Below are 18,106 nucleotides of genomic sequence, written 5' to 3'. Positions count from 1 at the left end.
CAAAATTCGAGATGACAATGACGATCGGTTCTGACAAGCCGGCTTCAAACAGTCTTTCATTCCGAGACCCGACTTTCCCGCACGCCACCGGTGCCAGGCGAACTGGCAGGCGTTGGCCCACGGCGCTCGGCGCGATACTGCTGGCCGCGTCCGGCGCGCTCCACGCGCAGGAGATTTCGCTGCTCGGAGGCGTGTCGCGCGGCATCGGCGAGCACACGTATTCGTGGGCGGCGTCCTACGAGGAAGGGCTCGGGGAATACTTCGCCGCGAGCTTCACCTGGATCAACGAGGGCCACGTCACCGGCCACCATCGCGACGGCCAGGTGATCCAGGGCTGGGCGCGCCTGCCGCTCGCCAACCGGCGCATCGTGCTGTCGGCGGGCATCGGGCCGTACCGCTACTTCGATACGTCGACCGAACAGGACGGCGCCAGCTATTCCAATGTGCACGGCTGGGGCATCGTGTACAGCCTTCGCGCGCAGTACTACTTTGCGAATCGCTGGATCGCGCAATTGCAGTTGAACCGTATTCAGGTGCAACACGGGCCGAACACGAGCGCCGCGCTGATCGGCGTCGCGTACCAGCTCGACGCGCCGAGCGTGCCCGGCCCGCGCGACTGGGCGCCCGGCCGCTCGACGCGCGTGACCGGCAACGAAGTGACGGCCTTTCTCGGGCAGACGATCGTCAACAGCAACGAGTCGCAGACATCGTTCGCCGCGGCGCTCGAATACCGGCGCGGCCTGATGAAATATCTCGACTGGACGGTCGGCTATCTGCACGAGGGCAACGCGGATCTGGTGCGGCGCGACGGCCTCACGACGCAGCTCTGGGCGACGCGCGCCTTCTTCGACGATCGCTTGACGCTCGGCCTCGGCGCGGGCGTGTACTTCGCGGTCAAGCAGCGCTCGAACACCGACGTCACCGGTGACAACGACACCGACGACCGCTTTGCCGGCATCGTCTCGATGTCGGCGTCGTACCGGCTCGGCCAGCGATGGACGACACGCGTCACCTGGAACCGCATCGTCACGCGCTACAACCGCGACACCGACGTGATCGTCGCGGGCGTCGGCTACCGGTTCTAGGCGGCGCGGACTCGCGGCGGGCTCAGTCGTCCTCGGGGAGGCTGCGTGCTTCGCGCTCGGCGGGCGGCTTTTGCAGCCATTGCCGATGCAGCGACTTCTCGATCAAGCGGCCCAGCGTCAGCAGCGCGATCAGGATCACGGTCGCGGCGAGCGCCACGCTCCAGAGCCCGAGACCGCATACGATCCCGACCGCCGCCGTCACCCAGATCGATGCCGCCGTCGTCAGCCCGCGCACGCGGTTCTGGTCCGGATTCTGGATGATCACGCCCGCGCCGAGAAAGCCGATGCCGGTGACGATCCCTTGCACGACGCGCGACACGTCGGCGTTCGCGGAGGGCGCGGCCACCGAAAAACCCATCGCGGACATCGTCGCGAGACACGCGCCGAGCGAGACCAGCCCGAGCGTCTTCATGCCGGTCGGCTTGCCGTGCAGGTCGCGGTCGATGCCGATGATGCAGCCGATCGCCACCGCCACGAGCATGCGGATCACGACTTCCATCAGGATGGGAAAAGGGAGCATGGCGGGTTCCGGGTTGATCGGGGGCGCGGTTCGGCCGTTCAGAACAGCAATTGTCCGTCGAGTTTGACTTCGTTCATCACGAAGAAGGTGCGCACCTGCCGCACGCTTGGCAGGGCGAGGATTTTTTCGCTGTGAAAGACGTTGAACGCGGCCAGATCGCGCACGCGCACTTTCAGGAAATAGTCGACGTCGCCCGCGACCAGCACGCATTCGAGCACCTGCGGCAGTTCGCGCGCGGCGCTTTCGAAGAGCGCGAAGCTTTCCTGCGTCGAGCGGTCGAGCACCACGCCGACCACCACCAGCACCGGCCGCTGAACGGCCGCCGGATCGATGCGCGCGTGCACGCCCTGGATCACGCGCAGGTCGAACAAACGCTTCGTGCGGTTCCAGCACGCGGCCGCGCTCAGTCCGACGAGTTTCGCCAGTTCGGCGTTACTCAGCCGGCCGTCGTTCTGAAGGGCGCGCAGGATCTTGCGGTCGGTCGGATCGAGCGGGATGTCGTGGTCGGGCATGATGAAGATCGTTTTGCAATGAGCGTTTATTTCGAAAACATAATTCGAAATGTCCATCGAATATAAAAATACTACGCCAAGCGCGGTTTTTGAACAAAGCACATTCAGCGGGCAAGTTTCTAGAATGAGATCTCCTTTCGTCGCCTTCCAACAGGAATCTCACTCATGGCACTCGATCTCGAAAAGCGCTTCGGCCGCGTCACGCTCGGCTTCTTTCCCTCGCCGATCCACAAGCTCGAACGGCTGTCGAAGGCGCTCGGCGTGTCGGTGTGGGCGAAACGCGACGACGTCTCGTCCGGACTCGCGTTCGGCGGCAACAAGATTCGCAAGCTCGAATGGCTCGCCGCCGACGCCGTGAAGCAGGGCGCCGACACGCTCGTCTCGATCGGCAACATCCAGTCGAATCACACGCGGCAGGTCGCGGCGGTGGCCGCGGTGCTCGGCATGCGCTGCCGGCTCGTGCAGGAGGAATGGACGCACTGGGAGGACCCGGTGTACGACAAGGTCGGCAACATCCTGCTGTCGCGGCTGATGGGCGCCGAGACATTGCTGGAGGGCGAAGGCTACTCGACCGAGGTGAAAAAAACCTGGGAGCGCGCGCTCGACCAGGTGCGCCGCGACGGCGGCAAGCCGTATGCGATTCCGGCGGGCGCGTCGGATCATCCGCTGGGCGGCCTCGGCTATGCGAATTTCGCCGACGAACTCGAACGCCAGGAAAAGGATCTGGGCGTGTTCTTCGACACCGTCATCACCGCGACTTGCACCGGTTCGACGCAAGGCGGCATGGTCGCGGGCTTCAAGGCGCAGGAGCGGCCCCGTCGGCTGATCGGCATCGACACCGCCTGCGACGAAGCGATGACCCGCCGCGCCGTCACGAAGATCGCGCGGCAGACGGCGGAACTGATCGGCATCGACAAGCCGATCGACGACGCCGACGTCATCATCGATCCGCGTTTTGCCGGGCCGGATTATGGGTTGCCGGACGAGCAGACGATCGACGCGATCCGCACGGCAGCGCGACTCGAAGCGATGCTGACCGATCCGGTGTACGAGGGCAAATCGATGGCCGGGCTGATCGCGATGGCGAAGGCGGGCGAAATCGCTGCGGGCGCGAACGTGCTGTATGTGCATCTGGGCGGCGCGCCCGCGCTCAACGCTTATCACAAGGCGTTCGCGTGAGAGGAAGTGCGGTTTTTGGCGCGATAGGCTGGGGTTTCAATGAGTTAAAGGAGGGAGCCGGTTTGAGCCTGCCCACATTCACGATGGTCGACGCCGCGCCGACGCCGGTCGGCCCGTTCTCCCACGCGGCCGAAGCCGACGGCTGGGTGTTCCTGACCGGCCAGATGCCGACCGATCCCGCCGACGATCGCGCGCCGCTGCCGGAAGGCGTCGCCGCGCAGACGCGTCGCGTGATGGACAACCTGATTCTCGTGCTGGCCGGGGTCGGTCTGACACTCGACCACGTGGTCAGCGTGCGCATCTTCCTCATCGAGTTCAAGCGCGACTACGACGCGATGAACGCCGTCTACCAGTCCTATTTCCTGCCGAAGCCGCTGCCGGCGCGCACCTGCATCGGCGTGACGGGACTGGCGCGCGACGCGCTCGTCGAGATCGATTTCGTCGCCAGGCGGCCGTAAATGCTCAGGCGCGCCGCGGCTTTCCTTTCGGCGCGGCCGCGGCATCGACCCAGCGAAAGGTGAGATTGATGCGCTCGCCGCGCGCGGCCGGCTCCTTCGGCACGCGATGAACCCATTCCTGCTGCGTGCGTCCGCGCATCACGAGCAGGCTGCCGTGCGCGAGCGAGAGCGTATGGGTCGCGTGCGTGCGCGCGTGGCGGAACTCGAACGTGCGCGTCGTGCCGAGGCTCACCGACGCGATCACCGGCTCCGGCCCCAGTTCGCGCTCCTTGTCGGCGTGCCAGCCCATGCTGTCCTGGCCGGTGCGGTAGCGATTGAGCAGCACGCTGTTAAAGCGCGTTTGCGACGCCGCTTCGGCACGCGCGCGCAACTGCGCGACGGCGGACGTCCACGGCGCGGGCACATTGCGAATGCCCGAATAGACGTAGACGGCATCCGGCTCGCCCTGCCACGCGGTCAGGCGCGGCAGCGGCACGCGGCCGCCGGGCGTCGTCATCGTGTCCTGCTGCCAGCGGACTTCGTCGATCAAGGCCGCCATCAGATCGGACGCGAGATCGGCGGGAAGCCAGTCCGGATGCCAGTCGATATCGGGCTTGGGGATGTCGTCGAAGAGGTCGAACATGGTGCGTCACGCGTGAAGTCGGCCGCGCGCCGCGGCCCGAACATTCACCATAGCAGAGGCGGCCGCACAAGGTTTGCGCATCCATTTTCCGGCGCGCTTCGACCCCGCACGGCCTTGCCGCACGAGCACAGGCCAGCGCGGCCGGGCGAATTTACTCGGCCCGAACGCCTGTGCTACAGTCGGCCGGACTTATCTCAAAAAATGCGCCGATGCGGGGCGCGCCCATCTCTCGGACCACGATGAACGACATGGACACGACCGGCGCGGACGATCGCACGGGGCTTCATCGCCGCGTGCTCGTCGTCGACGACAGCGTCGATGCGGCAGAAGCCCTGTCGATGCTGATCGAAACGCTCGGACACGACGTGCGCGCGGCCTTCGACGGCGCGAGCGCGCTCGCCACCGTCGATGGATTCAGGCCGCACGTGGTGATTCTCGACATCGGTCTGCCGGACATGGACGGCTTCACGCTCGCCCGCAAACTGCGCCAGCGGGATTCGACGTGCGATGCGCTCCTGATCGCGCTGACCGGCTTCGGCGGCGACGCGGACCGGCAGCGCTCGCTCGACGCCGGTTTCGATCATCATCTCGTCAAGCCGGTTTCCTTCTCCGAACTCGAAACGCTGATCGCGTAAGCGGCGCTCGTCATTCGACGCGCAGCCGCGCCATATACGGAAGGTGATCCGAGAGCCACGCGGTGTCCTGCGTCGGCGTGATCCATTCGACCGGCTTCATGCCGCGCACGAACATTTTGTCGAGCGCGAGCGCCGGTGAAAACGCCGGAAACGTCCGGCCCGATTCGCCGAGCAGCGTCGCGACTTCATGCATGCCGAGTTCGCCGAAGAGCGGCACGGAATCGTTGCGCCAGTCGTTGAAATCGCCCGCGAGCACGAGCGGGCCGTCTGGCGCCTCTTTCGCGATCCAGTGCGCGATCCAGTTCATCTGGCGCAGACGCGCCTGGCGCGTGAGCGCGAGATGCGCGCAGAGCAGCGTGATCGAGCGTCCCGCGAAGGTCGCGCGCGCGACCAGCAGGCCGCGCCGTTCGAAGCGATGCGCCGAGATGTCCCAGCGGCCGGAGAGATCGAGCGGATGCGGCGAGAGAATCGCGTTGCCGTGTCGCCACGACGGCTTGAACACGTTCGGCCCGAGCGCGATCTGAAGTTCGAGCGCCTGCGCGATTTCGGTGGCCTGGCAATGCCAGATGTCGTCGGGCGGGCCGGCGAGCGGATTGCCGAAACCCGTGGCGAGCATCGGCTGGGGCATGCGCCGCGCCATCGCTTCCTGGAGGAAATAGGCGTCGGCGTTGGTGGACTGAACCCAGCGCTGCATGGCGCTCCAGGCCTGCAGCCCGAGCGGCGAGCGGCCCTTGTGCAGATTCCAGCTCACCGCCGTGAAATCGGGCGTTTCGTGCGCGGAAGGAAGGCTCGGCGGGAAATGGTCGGGGTTTCGCATGCGTTTCGTGTTGTCGTGCGGCGCGGCTCGAATCGCTCAGGCCGTCATTGGGCCGCCGCAGTGGTATTCAGGCTGGCACGTACCCGATACGCAAGCGACGGATTCTTTTCGACGATCTGCCAGTTCGACCATTCGCCGGGCTTGAGCACGAGCCCCGGATGCGACGCGTTCACGACGCGCGGCAGCGGCGGCAGCTTGCAACCCTGCGCGGTCGCGCGCGACGCGTCGTCCTGGAGCGTTTCCTGGGCTTCGATCGAAAGCGTGATGTCGTCGGGGCCGGCGTGGATCGGCGAGACCGTGAGGGTGCGTTGCAGGTCGATGTCGCCGGCCGGTCTGTCGGCGCAGCCTACGTTGTTCTTCACGACGTTGTGATGCGTGTCGGTGCGCGCCTGGCCGACGTTGGTGGTCGCGGAGAACGAGTCGATCTGCTGGCCGTCGCGCAGAACCTGAAGCTCCCACGCCACCGGCTGCGACGTGCTTTGCGCGTGGGCGGCGAGCGTCAGGGCGAGCGATGCACCGGCGAGAAGCAGGATCGGCAGACGGATGGCGCGCGGGTTCAGCATCGAAAGTCTTCTCCTGGAGAGCGAGCGTTCGCGCGGTTTTTGCCCGCGCGGCCCGTGGTCGGGAACGTATTTGTGACACCGCGGGCATCGGCGGGTTCAGCCGGAGGCTGCTTTGCGTGCGTCGTTCCGTATTTGGGTCCGGATGCGCGCGTTGCAATTCGCCGACGGCGCTCCGCCTTTCGGCAGCACGTTTTGCACCCGATGGCTGGCGGTTCGATCCGCGTCGAGACGTGTCGATGATACTAGCGCTTGGCGGGAAGTGTTTTCTTCATACTTCTGACGTTATCAGTCCGGCTTGGGCGCACAATTAGCAGCAAACCCCTCCGACTGCTCGCTTGCGCCGCCTTTTGTCGTCGATACACTGGCCTCATCGACTACAGAAAACGACGGGGTGTGACATGACGACAGCCGTGGTCAAACAGGAACTCGCGGTCGCATCGTTCAGCAAGGTCTACAGTCTCGACGACGTCGAAACCGCGCTCAACGATCTCTCCGACGGCGCCAGCGAAGCGCTGCGCGCCACCTACGAAAAGATGCTCAAGGTCGGCAACCTGCGCTTTTGCGTGAAGCCGAACCGCATGCCGTCGATCGACGATCTCGTCGCCAATCTGCCGAATTTCGAGGAGCCGCTCGCCGACATCCGCAAGCAAATCGCGCTCTGTCTCGAAACCGACGACCGCCTCGAACTCATGCCGATGCTGCTCCTCGGCGACCCGGGCATCGGCAAGACGCATTTCGCGAAACAGCTCGCGCGCCTGCTCGGCACGACCTGCCACTACGTCGCGATGAGTTCGCTGACGGCGGGCTGGATTCTCTCGGGCGCGTCGTCGCAATGGCGCAACGCCAAGCCGGGCAAGGTTTTCGACGCGCTCGTCAACGGCAGCTACGCGAACCCCGTCATCACCGTCGACGAAATCGACAAGGCCACGGGCGACGCGCAATACGATCCGCTCGGCGCGCTTTACGCGCTGCTGGAACACGACACGGCGCAATGCTTCATCGACGAATTCGCCGAAGTGCCGATCAACGCGGGCAATGTCGTCTGGATCGCGACCGCGAACGACGCCCGCGCGATCCCCGAGCCGCTTTTGAACCGGATGAATGTCTACGAAATCCCGCCGCCCGATCGCGACGGCGCACGCCGCATCGCGCAGGCGATCTACGCCGAGATCCGCAACGCGCACGCATGGGGACGGCGCTTCCCGGAAACGCTCGGCGATGCCCCGCTCGACGCGCTCACGAAGGCGTCCCCGCGCGCGATGCGCCGGGCGATGCTCAACGCGTTCGGCAACGCGCGCATCGGCGGACGGCATCACGTCGAAGCCGGCGACATCCAGATCGACGCGCACTCGCGTAAGAAAGCGATCGGCTTCTGAAAGGGTGCGATTTTTAAAACTTGCCAAAAAAGCCATCAAAAACCGGTTTTTTCGGCTCGAAACGCCGTAATTCTTGCCTTTTCGTGAATCGTTTCATAACGCGGTGTAATTCACCTTCCGTTGTTGTGCAACACGCAATAGTCCAGAAAGTAGAATGGATTGATTGAACCTGCGACGGAAAAGACATGGACCAGATCGAATGTGTCGTCATCGGGGCGGGCGCCGTCGGGCTCGCCATCGCGCGGGCGCTGGCGGCGCGCGGGCGCGAAGTCGTCGTGCTGGAGGCGGGGGAAGGGATCGGGATCGGCACGAGTTCGCGCAACAGCGAGGTGATCCACGCCGGTATCTACTACCCGCGCGGCTCGCTCAAGGCGGAACTCTGCGTGCGCGGCCGCGCGATGCTGTATGAATTCTGCGAATCGCACGGCGTGCCGCACCAGCGCTGCGGCAAGCTGCTGGTCGCCACCGCGCGCAATCAACTGCCACAACTCGCGGCGATCGAGCAAAAGGGCATCGAAAATCACGTCACGGGGCTCGAACGGCTGTCCGGCGCCGACGCGGCGGCCATGGAGCCGCAGCTCGAGTGTGTCGCGGCGGTGTATTCGCCGCAGACGGGCATCGTCGACAGCCATCAGTACATGCTCGCCCTGCAAGGCGACGCCGAACGCGACGGCGCGATCATCGCGTTTCGCACGCCCGTTACCGCGATCGACGCGCGCGAAGGCTGCTTCATCATCGAGACCGGCGGCGAGACGCCCGCGCGGCTGCGCGCGGCGCAGGTCGTCAACAGCGCGGGTCTGCATGCGAACGACATCGCCCGGAAGATCCACGGTCTCGACGACCGCCACGTCCCGCCGCTCTACTTCGCCAAGGGCAATTATTTCAGCGTGAGCGGGCGCGCGCCATTCGACCGCCTGATCTATCCGATGCCCAACGAAGCGGGCCTCGGCGTGCATCTGACCATCGATCTCGGCGGCCAGGCGAAGTTCGGGCCGGACGTCGAATGGGTGCAGTCGATCAGCTACGACGTCGATCCGCAACGCGCGAACGCATTCTATGCGGCGATCCGCGCGTACTGGCCGGGCCTGCCCGACGGCGCGCTGCAACCGGCCTACGCCGGCATCCGGCCGAAGCTCTCGGGGCCGGGCCAGAGCGCCGCCGACTTCATGATCCAGGGAAAATCCGCGCACGGCGTGCGCGGGCTCGTGAACCTGTTCGGCATCGAATCGCCGGGGCTGACGGCGTCGCTCGCGATCGCCGAGCGCGTCGCCGACATGCTCCCGCCGCCCTGATCCGGCCGCCGGTCCCGCGTTTCTTATCTATAAGATTTGGGCTGTCTGTTGCCGCTTCGCATTGTTATGCTCGGACGTCGCCGTCGTCAGAACGGCGCGTCCCCACAATACAAGGAGTGAGCATCATGAAGACATCCCGTCGAACGTTCCTGATTTCGAGTATCGGTGTGGCCTCGACGCTGGCGCTCGGCACGACCGCCTTCGCCGCCGACGCCGCCCGAGTCGAGGAAACCGATCCGACCGCGCAGGCGCTCGGCTACAAGCACGACGCGAGCAAGGTCGACAAGGCCAAGTACACGAAGTACGCGGCCGGCCAGGATTGCGGCAACTGCTCGTTCTATCAGGGCAAGCCGGCCGATGCCTGGGCGCCGTGCCCGATGTTCGCGAACAAGCAGGTGGCATCGAAGGGATGGTGCAGCGCGTACAACAAGAAGGCCTGATTCATCGAGTTCGGCCGTAGCAGACCTGAGAGCGTAAGAGAAGCGAAAAAGAAGAAGAATGAAAGCGCGCCGGCCTTGCGGTCGAGCGCGCTTTTTTCATCTCTTGATAACGTTGCGCGCCCTAATTACACTCGCCAAGGCACAAAACCGTCCGGCGCCGAATTTGCGTCGGGCGGACAATACAACCGAGGCAGTGCGCCCGACGGGCGGGGAGAATTCATGGCAACGGTGAATCGCAAGGCAGTCCGGTCACCCAATGTCCGAGCGGTCGTGGCCGCGGTCATCGGCAATGCGCTCGAGTGGTACGACTTCACGGTGTTCGGTTTCATGACCGTCGTGATCGCGCAACTGTTCTTCCCGAGTCACAGCGACTATTCCTCGATCCTGCTGACCACGGCGACCTTCGGCGTCGCCTTCGTGATGCGGCCGGTGGGCGGCATCGTCCTCGGTCTCTACGCCGACCGCGCGGGCCGCAAGGCGGCGCTCACGCTTGTCATCGCGCTGATGACGGTGGGCATCCTGCTGCTCGCGATCGCGCCGCCGTATTCGGCGATCGGCATCGGCGGACCGCTCATCATCGTGTTCGCGCGGCTTCTGCAAGGTTTCTCGGCGGGCGGCGAGTTCGGCAGTTCGACCGCGCTCCTGATCGAAGCCGCGCCGTTCTCGAAGCGCGGCTTCTACGGCAGCTTGCAGATGGCGAGCCAGGCGGCGGCGCTCTTGCTCGGCGCGATCGTCGGCGCGGCGATCTCGCGCGGCATGTCGCCCGAGGCGCTCAATGCCTGGGGCTGGCGCGTGCCGTTCATTCTCGGGCTCGTCATCGGGCCGGTGGGTTTCTACATCCGCCGCAACATGACCGATACGGAAGCGTTCCTCCACGCGAAGAAGACGGGCCGCCGCGCGACACTCGGCGAAGTCTTTCGCGGACACACCCGCGAAGTGCTGTGCGGACTCGGCTCGGTGATCGCGCTCACCGTCACCATCTATGTGTTCATCGCCTATCTGCCGACCTTCGCCGTCAAGCAGCTGAAGCTGCCGTTTGGCGAGTCGTTCACGGCGCTGATCGTCGGCAACCTGCTGCTGACCGTGCTCTCGCCGATCGCGGGCGCATGGTCCGACCGCATCGGCCGAAAGGGGCTGTCGCTGTGGTCGCTCGCCGTCAGCCTCGTGATCATCTATCCGCTTTTCGCGTGGCTCGCCGCCGAGCCGAGCGTGCTGCGGCTCGTAATCGTGCAGGCGGCTTTGTCGATCACGCTGTCCGGCTATTACGGTCCCTTCGGCGCGCTGATCGCGGAACTCTTCCCCGCGCATATCCGCTCGACCGGCCTCTCGCTCGCCTACAACGTCGCGGTGATGATCTTCGGCGGCTTCGGGCAGTTCATCGTGACCTGGCTCATCAAGACGACCGGATCGCAGCTCGCGCCGACCTTCTACGTGATGGCGGGCATCGCGCTGTCGCTGATCGCGGTGGCGTGCATTCCGGCGGCGCGCCGCGTCGACGTCGACGAAGCGCGCGAATCCACCCGATGAAACGACCATCATGAAAGTCATCGAAAGCGAACGATTTACCGCCGCGCGCGCCTGGGGCGCACTCGATGTCTGCACGATGAACGGCATCACGTGCCGCCTGCACTGGACGGATCAGCCGTACAAATGGCACGTCAACGACGGCGAGGAAGTCTTCGCCGTGATGCAGGGCGAAGTGAAAATGCACGTGCGCCGCGAGGGACGCGAAGACACGCTGACGCTCAAGGCCGGCGACATCTTCCATGCGCAGGCGGGCGACGAGCACTTCGCCGAACCGGTGGGCGAAGCGCGCATTCTGGTGATCGAAAAAGAAGGCAGCGTCTGAGCGACGCTGCGCGTTTCAGCGCGTCAGTCCGGCGGCGACCAGCAGTTCGGCGAGCGCTTCCGTCATGCCGCCTTCATGCGCGGCGGCGCGTTCCTGCAACTGTTGGACGAGCGCGGCGTCGAGCTTGCAGGCGAACGGCACGAGGCCCTTTTCCTGATCGATGCGGCGTTGCTCGCGGCGATCCAGCTTCGGCGGCGCGCCGGCGGCGCCGAATTTCGCGGCGCTGCTTTGCTTCAGGTCGTTGGCGAGCTTGAGCGCCTTGTTCTTTTCCAGGTCGAATTTCTTCACGCGAAGCTCCGGGCAGTAGGTTGAACGTCTGAGAGGACGCGTATTGTACGTAAGGTTGCGCCGCGCTCATTCGCAACTCACGTGCGGCTCGCGTGCGCGAGCGACGCGATGCGCTCGCGCATCCGCTTCCAGTGCGAGCCTTCCCAGAATACGCGCCGGCAGACGTCGCACGTGACGAAGCGCGTGTGCCGCTCGCGCACGCCTTCCGGCACGCGGCCGTCGAGATCGCGGGAATGCGCGGGCCGCAGCGGCGCGTTGCACATCAGGCAGAGCCGGAACGCGCGCACGTGCGGCAGCAGATCGAGCCGTTCCGCGATTTCGCGCCACTGCGCATCGGCCTGCAGCGCGCGTACATAACAGCCGTGCACCACCGAGCGGCGTTTGAGCAACTCGCGGTCGCGCGTCAGCACGACGCGTGCTTCGTCGAGTGCGAGGCGCTCGACTTCGTCGTCGGGGAAGTTGTTGTCGTAGCGCGTATCGAAACCGGCGAGCCGCAGCAGTTGCGCGAGCGCACCCAGATGCGCATCCGCGACGAAACGAATGCGCTCGGGATCGAGCGGCGCACGCAAGAGCAACGCGCCCGCGCGCAGGTCGTGCGGCACGGCGCGCTTCGGATAGACATCGATCACGTCGCCTTGCGCGATGGGCGCGTCGAATCCGGCCGGGCTGCCGTTCTGCACGATCAACTCGACTTCGGTATGCGGCACGCCGAGCGCTTCGATCATGTGCTTCGTCGACGAAGCCTTCGCGCACGCGCAATCGAACGCGCGCTCGCGCTGCCCCCGCGCGAGGAATTCGTTCAGTTCGCGATGAAATCGAAAGCGTGCATGAACCATGCGACGAGTATCGCATCGCCCGGCGCTGCATGCTTCGAATCGATGTGCTCTACTGGCGCTCGAGCTTTCTCCGACGGTTTTGGGCAAGGACAGAAAGGAGCACGACATGGACATCGGTTTCATCGGACTCGGCGAAATGGGCGGCGCGATCGCGGGCAACGCGCTGAAGGCGGGCCACACGGTGCGGGTCTGGAACCGCTCGCGCGATCGCACGAAAGCGCTCGCGGATCAGGGCGCGACCGTGGTCGACACGCCGGAGCAGGCCTTCGCCGGCGACGCCGCGTTTTCCATGCTCGCCGACGATGCCGCGCTGCGCTCGGTGCTGATCGACGGCGGCTTGCTCAAGCACGCGCCGAAAGGGCTCGTCCACGTGAACATGGCGACGATCTCGGCCGCGCTCGCGGGCGAACTGGCCGAGCTTCACGCGCAGCACGGCGTGGCGTATGTGGCGGCGCCGGTGCTCGGCCGGCCGGACGTCGCGGCGGCCGGCAAGCTCAACATCCTCGCCGCGGGCGCCGACGACGCGATCGAGCGCGTCCAGCCCATCTTCGACGCGGTCGGCCAGAAGACCTGGCGCGTCGGACGCGAACCGCAGCACGCGAACGTGCTCAAGCTGGCGGCCAATTTCATGCTGGCATCGGCGATCGAAACGTTCGGCGAGGCGGCGGCGCTCGTGTCGGGGCACGGCATCGAGCCGCAGTCGTTCCTCGACATCATCGCGAACACGCTCTTTCCCGGACCGGTCTATCAGGGCTACGGGAAAATGATCGCCGAGCGCCGCTACGAGCCGGCGCTCTTCAAGGCGCGGCTCGGACTGAAAGACGTGCGGCTCGCGCTCGCGGCGGCGGAAGCCGTCGACACGCCGTTGCCCATCGGCAGCCTCCTGCGCGACAGCCTGATCGAAGCCATCGCGCATGGCGGCGGCGACAAGGACTTCGCCGTGCTCGGCGAAGTGGCGATCCGGCGCGCCGGACGGTGAATTGTCAACTAAAGTGAATCGGCGTGGCATTTCGTAGTCGGCGGCGCGCACAACCGGCATAATCCGGTCCTATCTCAATATTTGTGCGCGCCGTGATGAACCTGCATACCTGGTGGCTGTTCGTTGCCACCGTCTTCGTGATTGCGGCGATTCCCGGGCCGAACATGCTGCTCGTGATGACGCACGGCGCGCGCCACGGCCTGCGGCGATCCAGTGCGACGATGGCGGGCTGCCTGACGGCGCTGGTGCTGATCCTGTCGGTGTCGGCGGCGGGGCTCGGCGTGTTTCTCGAAGCGTGGCCCGCGATGTTCGACACCCTGCGCTTCGTCGGCGCGGCTTATCTGGTGTGGCTCGGCGTGAAAAGCTGGCGCGCGCACATCGACGAGACCGAAGTCCCGGTCGTCGATCCGGTCGGGCGGTCGCCGCGCGCGCTCTTTCGCAACGGCTTTCTCGTCGCGAGCAGCAATCCGAAGTCGATCCTGTTCGCGGCCGCGCTGCTCCCCCAGTTCATCGATGCCAGCCGTCCGACGCTGCCGCAGTTCGGCGTACTCGTCTCGACTTTCGCGGTGATCGAAGTGAGCTGGTATGTGCTTTACGCGGGGCTCGGCACGCGGATCGGCGTGACGCTCAAGAACCGCAACGTCGCCAAGGCGTTCAATCGTCTGACGGGCGGCGTCTTCGCCGGTTTCGGCGCGATGATGGCGCTCATGCGGCATTGACGCGCGCAAGGGCCGTCTGCATCGCAAAGATGTGATGAATCTCGCGGATAACGCGTATGTCACGCGGTTGTGGCGTCTATCGTGCGTGGTTCGCGCCTTGCTACTGTCATGATGGGTTTCATTCGGTTTCGAACATACGCGGTGGCGGCCTGAGCGCACAGTGGCCGTCGGTGAAGTCTTGCGTCGATCGCAGAAGAACAGCAAGAAAGGGAGGCGCCCCATGTTTTCATCCACGCGAACGATCGCCCGCCTGGCGCTGGTGTCGACCGTCGGTGCAGCGCTTTCGCCGGCCGCCGCGCTCGCCGACGACACGCCGAGTCCCTGCGACGCCCTCAAGCGCATCGTCGCGGCGGCGCCCGGATTTTCGGCGGTGGCGCCGGAGGACGGCAGGGCAGCCGCGCTTCCCTACGGCGACGATGCCGCATGCGCCGCCACGCACGGCAGCTATCAGTGCACGTGGACAGCGCGCGGCGGTTCGAGCGCGGATGCGTTGCAGGGCGTCGCGGCCGACGTCGCGTCGTGCCTGCCGGATGCCACTCACGACCAGAATTCTCCATCCCGCCAGCACTTCTATCTGGGCGCGCGCGGTCAGCGCACGCAGATCGTCGCGGCTACGGCGGGCGCCAACAAGCTCAAGCTCGTCGTTTCGGGCAACAAGTGAGACTGCCGTGACCAAACGCATCCTGATTGCCGACGATGACGACGACGCGCTCGTCGGACTCTCGAACTTGCTTAACGGAATGGGCCACGAGGTCGCGCTCGCGGCGAACGGAGCGCAGGCCGTCGAGGTCGCGCAGCAGTTCGAACCGGAAGTCGTGATCCTGGATCTCGGCATGCCGCTGATGGACGGACTCGCGGCCGCGCGGGCGCTGCGAAATCTGCCGAACGGCCGGGCCTTGCTGATCGTCGCGCTCACCGGCTGGGGCCAGCCGCAGCATCACGAGATGACGCAACTCGCCGGGTTCGACGTGCATCTTGTCAAGCCCGTGTCGGCGGACCAGCTCGGCTTCATTCTGTCGATGACACAGTCGTAGCGGCGTCGGGCCTACCGTTGTAAGAGCGAGACAGATCGACGCACCGCGCCGTAGGATGTTGCGGCGCACCAATCGTTTTGGTACAGTCGTTCTTGTCTCCTCCATGTCTCCATTGATATGGATTCAGCCCGCTCCACAACGAGCGGGCTTTTTTTCGTCCGTTCGTTTGGTGCCTGCCGTTCGAGCAGCAACAAAAAAGGCCGGTCCGCCCATCTGGCGAAACCGGCCTTCGGTCCGAGTGTTTTTGTCTACTACCGCTTCAGTCCTGCTTCTTCGTCCGCGCCGATGTGCAGGTTCATGCACTGGATCGCCGCACCCGATGCGCCCTTGCCCAAGTTGTCCAGACGCGCCACGGTCACGAAGCGCTCGTCATTGCCGAACACGAAAAGGTCCACGCGATTCGTGTCGTTGCAGGCTTGCACGTCGAAGAAACCGTCGTCGAGATTGCTGTCCGCGTTGAACGGCAACACGCGCACGAACGGCTCGTTCGCGTAGTACTCGGCGAGCACCGACTGCACGTCCTGCGGCTTGGCGGCGCGCGCAAGCTGGCTCGGCGAGAAATACGTCGTGACGGCGAGACCCTTCAGGAAGTTGCCGACAATCGGCGTGAAGACGGGCGCGCGCTCGAGTCCCGATCGCACCGCCATTTCCGGCAGATGCTTGTGCGTGAGCCCGAGCGCGTAGGGACGCGGGCTCGTGAGTTTCGCGTTGCCGCCGGCTTCGTACTCCGCGATCATTTTTTTGCCGCCGCCGCTGTAGCCCGTGATCGAGTACGCGTGCGCGTCGAAGTCGGCGGGAACGAGCCCGCCCGCGACGAGCGGCTGCACCGACAGCACGAACGCCGACGCATGACACCCGGGCACCGCGATGCGCTTGGCCGTGCGCAGCCGCTCGCGCTGGGCGCGCGTCAGTTCCGGCAGGCCGTAGGCCCAGTCGTCCTGCGTGCGAAACGCCGTGCTCGCGTCGATCACGCAGGTGTTGTCGTTGTCGACGAGCGACACCGACTCGCGCGAAGCCACGTCGGGCAGGCACAGAAACGTCACGTCCGACGCGTTGATCAGGCGGCGGCGCTCCTCGATGTCCTTGCGCTTCGCCTCGTCGATGCGCAGCACCTCGATGTCACGGCGCTCCGACAGGTATTCGAAAATCTTCAGGCCGGTGGTGCCTTCCTGTCCGTCGACAAATACTTTCGTGGTCATCTCGATCTCGCTGGTTCGGCCCCGGCTGCGTCGCGCGCGGGGCGGCAAAACCGTCATTTTAATGCGCTTCCGAGTCAGCGTGATGGCGGGCGGTGCGGATTGGCCGTTCGGACGATGCCGCCGTCATTTTCCGGCCCAGCGCGCGGTGACGGCCGCGATGCGCGCGCCGAACGCCTTCGCGGTCTCGAGATCGCCCGGCGGCGGCGCTTCTTCCGGGGACGCATCGGCGGGCGATTGCGCGAGCAGCCCCGTAAAGCCGCCGACGAAGTTCAGGTCGTTGCGCGTGGCCGCCTTCGTGTTCGACGGCATCATGCCAGTGCCCGCCCAGATCATGCCGTGCTGCATCGCGAGCGTGACGAGATAGGTGATCGTGTTGAACTTGTCGCCGTTCATCGTCGCGGAATTGGTGAAGCCGGCCGCCACCTTGTCCTTCCATTTCTGCGCGAACCACGGCTTGGAACTGGCATCGGCGAATTTCTTGAAGTCGGCCGACGGACCGCCCATGTAGGTCGGCGCGCCGAAGATGATGGCGTCGGCGGCGTCGAGTTCGGCCCAGCCGGCGTCGTTGAGATCGCCTACCGGCATCAGTTTCGCCTCGGCGCCCGCGTCCTGCGTGCCGGCGAGCACCGCTTCGGCGACCTTCTTCGTGTGACCGTACCCACTGTGATAAACGATGACGATCTTCGGCATGGTGATGTCCTTGGACTGCGATGGGGCGTCCGTCGTCGCGTCACGGGCGGCCTGCGCGCTTTCCGGTGACGACGGCGCCAGGGATGACTCGGCCGGACCAGTCTAGCAAGAACAAATTCGGGCGCTCGGTTCGCCAGCCAACGGCGGCGCGTCGTCCCGCCGTCGTGGGACTAGCGCCCGTAGGTGAAGACGAGCTGCGCGCTTGCGAGCATCGTCGTGCGGATTTCGTGCTCGAACATCAGCGCGGGACGGCCCTGGCGCAGGCGCAGGTCGTCGCTGTCGAGCGCGTAGACGGTGATCACGTAGCGATGCGGCTTGCCGGGCGGCGGACAGGGGCCGCCATAGCCGTCGGTGTCGAAATCGTTGCGGGCCTCGACGGCGCCCATCGTCCGCAGTGCGCCCGATGCGCTCGCGTTGCCGGGCAGCTGCGTGACGCTGGCGGGAATGCCGGCAGCGGCCCAATGCCACCAGCCGCGGCCGGGCGCGTCCGGATCGACGATCGTGACGGCGAAACTGCGCGTTGCGGCGGGCGCGCCGTGCCAGGAGAGTTGCGGCGACCGGTTGCCGCCCTTGCAGTCGGTCTGATCGAAGAGTAGCGACGGCGACACGGGCTTGCCGGCGATCAAATCGCTGCTCTTGACGGTGAATGCGGGTTCGGCAAGCACGTGAGGCGACCTTAAGGCGATCACCGCCGCGCACAGCGCGCCGAGAACAATGACGAAACGGCCGGAGTTGAGTACGGCAAGACGCGCGGCGAGGCTTGCCAGACGCATGGTGCGGATTCTCCTTTTTCTCGACATCGGAGCTGACATCGTTACGATTGTGTAACGATGTAATTTGTCTCAAACTGCACCATATGTCACTTTCGAGTTTAACATTGCAACAAACGTTTAACGTTTTGTTGTCGGATCTCGGATGCCGTGTGCATTGTGGCTATCCTGTCTGTCAGAGAAAGACTAAAGTAGAGCCTGGATCCCGGGTTTGGTATGGATCAGCAAATGAAAAAGTTCAGG

At 65.3% G+C, this 18,106-nt stretch carries 23 protein-coding genes; 13 read left to right on the top strand and 10 right to left on the bottom strand.

Features of this window, described 5'->3' with window-relative positions; all coding sequences use genetic code 11:
* The first annotated feature begins 17 nt into the window (after positions 1-17).
* Positions 18-1,085: a hypothetical protein gene (locus QCE48_RS14255; protein WP_309787085.1), complete on the top strand. Its 1,068-nt coding sequence runs from the start codon at positions 18-20 to the stop codon at positions 1,083-1,085.
* A 22-nt stretch (positions 1,086-1,107) separates the two neighbouring features.
* Here the strand turns inward: QCE48_RS14255 and QCE48_RS14250 are convergent, their stop codons facing one another.
* Together QCE48_RS14250 and QCE48_RS14245 are read right to left on the bottom strand one after the other, a co-directional pair.
* A complete protein-coding gene (locus tag QCE48_RS14250) occupies positions 1,108-1,605 on the bottom strand; it encodes an MgtC/SapB family protein (protein ID WP_309787086.1) in 498 nt (165 codons plus the stop codon).
* A gap of 38 nt (positions 1,606-1,643) precedes the next feature.
* A complete protein-coding gene (locus tag QCE48_RS14245) occupies positions 1,644-2,117 on the bottom strand; it encodes an Lrp/AsnC family transcriptional regulator (RefSeq protein WP_309787087.1) in 474 nt (157 codons plus the stop codon).
* A 165-nt stretch (positions 2,118-2,282) separates the two neighbouring features.
* On the opposite strand from QCE48_RS14245, the gene QCE48_RS14240 reads away from it, so the two are divergent.
* Positions 2,283-3,296, top strand: a complete 1,014-nt coding sequence (locus tag QCE48_RS14240) for a 1-aminocyclopropane-1-carboxylate deaminase (RefSeq protein ID WP_309787089.1) — start codon at positions 2,283-2,285, stop codon at positions 3,294-3,296.
* Positions 3,297-3,379: 83 nt separating this feature from the next.
* The gene (locus QCE48_RS14235; protein WP_404983337.1) at positions 3,380-3,754 is read left to right on the top strand and encodes a RidA family protein; all 375 of its coding nucleotides are present in this window, start codon (positions 3,380-3,382) and stop codon (positions 3,752-3,754) included.
* Between the two features lie 4 nt (positions 3,755-3,758).
* Here the strand turns inward: QCE48_RS14235 and QCE48_RS14230 are convergent, their stop codons facing one another.
* On the bottom strand, positions 3,759-4,376 hold the full coding sequence (locus QCE48_RS14230; protein WP_309787091.1) for an alpha-ketoglutarate-dependent dioxygenase AlkB: 618 nt from the start codon (positions 4,374-4,376) through the stop codon (positions 3,759-3,761).
* A gap of 239 nt (positions 4,377-4,615) precedes the next feature.
* Here QCE48_RS14230 and QCE48_RS14225 point away from each other — a divergent pair, with 239 nt between their 5' ends.
* A complete protein-coding gene (locus tag QCE48_RS14225; RefSeq protein ID WP_309787093.1) occupies positions 4,616-5,011 on the top strand; it encodes a response regulator in 396 nt (131 codons plus the stop codon).
* 10 nt (positions 5,012-5,021) lie between these two features.
* On the opposite strand, the gene QCE48_RS14220 is transcribed toward QCE48_RS14225, so the two are convergent.
* Positions 5,022-5,828, bottom strand: a complete 807-nt coding sequence (locus QCE48_RS14220; protein ID WP_116566694.1) for an endonuclease/exonuclease/phosphatase family protein — start codon at positions 5,826-5,828, stop codon at positions 5,022-5,024.
* Between the two features lie 44 nt (positions 5,829-5,872).
* Positions 5,873-6,391 carry a hypothetical protein gene (locus QCE48_RS14215; RefSeq protein ID WP_309787095.1) on the bottom strand — a complete coding sequence of 173 codons (519 nt, stop codon included), beginning with the start codon at positions 6,389-6,391 and terminating at the stop codon, positions 5,873-5,875.
* A gap of 398 nt (positions 6,392-6,789) precedes the next feature.
* Here QCE48_RS14215 and QCE48_RS14210 point away from each other — a divergent pair, with 398 nt between their 5' ends.
* The 5 genes from QCE48_RS14210 to QCE48_RS14190 all read left to right on the top strand — a co-directional run bounded on the left by QCE48_RS14210 (position 6,790) and on the right by QCE48_RS14190 (position 11,348).
* On the top strand, positions 6,790-7,767 hold the full coding sequence (locus QCE48_RS14210; protein ID WP_309787096.1) for an AAA family ATPase: 978 nt from the start codon (positions 6,790-6,792) through the stop codon (positions 7,765-7,767).
* Between the two features lie 185 nt (positions 7,768-7,952).
* Positions 7,953-9,059, top strand: coding sequence for an NAD(P)/FAD-dependent oxidoreductase (locus tag QCE48_RS14205; protein WP_309787097.1), 1,107 nt, complete (start codon positions 7,953-7,955; stop codon positions 9,057-9,059).
* Between the two features lie 125 nt (positions 9,060-9,184).
* Positions 9,185-9,499, top strand: a complete 315-nt coding sequence (locus tag QCE48_RS14200) for a high-potential iron-sulfur protein (RefSeq protein WP_309787098.1) — start codon at positions 9,185-9,187, stop codon at positions 9,497-9,499.
* 219 nt (positions 9,500-9,718) lie between these two features.
* A complete protein-coding gene (locus QCE48_RS14195) occupies positions 9,719-11,026 on the top strand; it encodes an MFS transporter (protein WP_309787099.1) in 1,308 nt (435 codons plus the stop codon).
* A 10-nt stretch (positions 11,027-11,036) separates the two neighbouring features.
* The gene (locus tag QCE48_RS14190; protein WP_116566684.1) at positions 11,037-11,348 is read left to right on the top strand and encodes a cupin domain-containing protein; all 312 of its coding nucleotides are present in this window, start codon (positions 11,037-11,039) and stop codon (positions 11,346-11,348) included.
* A 15-nt stretch (positions 11,349-11,363) separates the two neighbouring features.
* Here QCE48_RS14190 and QCE48_RS14185 read toward each other — a convergent pair whose 3' ends face one another.
* A complete protein-coding gene (locus QCE48_RS14185) occupies positions 11,364-11,636 on the bottom strand; it encodes a hypothetical protein (RefSeq protein WP_309787100.1) in 273 nt (90 codons plus the stop codon).
* Positions 11,637-11,713: 77 nt separating this feature from the next.
* Positions 11,714-12,472, bottom strand: a complete 759-nt coding sequence (locus QCE48_RS14180; RefSeq protein ID WP_309787101.1) for a Mut7-C RNAse domain-containing protein — start codon at positions 12,470-12,472, stop codon at positions 11,714-11,716.
* A 106-nt stretch (positions 12,473-12,578) separates the two neighbouring features.
* On the opposite strand from QCE48_RS14180, the gene QCE48_RS14175 reads away from it, so the two are divergent.
* The 4 genes from QCE48_RS14175 to QCE48_RS14160 all read left to right on the top strand — a co-directional run bounded on the left by QCE48_RS14175 (position 12,579) and on the right by QCE48_RS14160 (position 15,204).
* Complete coding sequence (locus tag QCE48_RS14175) at positions 12,579-13,451, top strand: NAD(P)-dependent oxidoreductase (RefSeq protein WP_309787102.1); 873 nt, start codon at positions 12,579-12,581, stop codon at positions 13,449-13,451.
* 95 nt (positions 13,452-13,546) lie between these two features.
* Positions 13,547-14,170: a LysE family translocator gene (locus tag QCE48_RS14170; RefSeq protein ID WP_309787103.1), complete on the top strand. Its 624-nt coding sequence runs from the start codon at positions 13,547-13,549 to the stop codon at positions 14,168-14,170.
* A 220-nt stretch (positions 14,171-14,390) separates the two neighbouring features.
* Positions 14,391-14,831 (top strand): hypothetical protein, encoded by a 441-nt coding sequence (locus QCE48_RS14165; protein WP_309787104.1) that lies wholly within the window; start codon positions 14,391-14,393, stop codon positions 14,829-14,831.
* Positions 14,832-14,838: 7 nt separating this feature from the next.
* Positions 14,839-15,204, top strand: coding sequence for a response regulator (locus tag QCE48_RS14160; RefSeq protein WP_309787105.1), 366 nt, complete (start codon positions 14,839-14,841; stop codon positions 15,202-15,204).
* Positions 15,205-15,455: 251 nt separating this feature from the next.
* On the opposite strand, the gene argC is transcribed toward QCE48_RS14160, so the two are convergent.
* The 3 genes from argC to QCE48_RS14145 all read right to left on the bottom strand — a co-directional run bounded on the left by argC (position 15,456) and on the right by QCE48_RS14145 (position 17,866).
* Positions 15,456-16,403 (bottom strand): N-acetyl-gamma-glutamyl-phosphate reductase, encoded by a 948-nt coding sequence (gene argC, locus QCE48_RS14155; protein WP_309787106.1) that lies wholly within the window; start codon positions 16,401-16,403, stop codon positions 15,456-15,458.
* Positions 16,404-16,526: 123 nt separating this feature from the next.
* Positions 16,527-17,093 (bottom strand): flavodoxin family protein, encoded by a 567-nt coding sequence (locus QCE48_RS14150; RefSeq protein WP_309787107.1) that lies wholly within the window; start codon positions 17,091-17,093, stop codon positions 16,527-16,529.
* A gap of 170 nt (positions 17,094-17,263) precedes the next feature.
* Positions 17,264-17,866 carry a YbhB/YbcL family Raf kinase inhibitor-like protein gene (locus QCE48_RS14145; RefSeq protein WP_309787108.1) on the bottom strand — a complete coding sequence of 201 codons (603 nt, stop codon included), beginning with the start codon at positions 17,864-17,866 and terminating at the stop codon, positions 17,264-17,266.
* Positions 17,867-18,106 lie beyond the last annotated feature (240 nt).

This window comes from Caballeronia sp. LZ024 (assembly GCF_031451455.1).
In the GTDB taxonomy this organism is placed as follows: domain Bacteria; phylum Pseudomonadota; class Gammaproteobacteria; order Burkholderiales; family Burkholderiaceae; genus Caballeronia; species Caballeronia telluris.
Note: the sequence above shows the minus strand (reverse complement) of the source record. Positions and strands in the feature narration are given on the sequence as shown.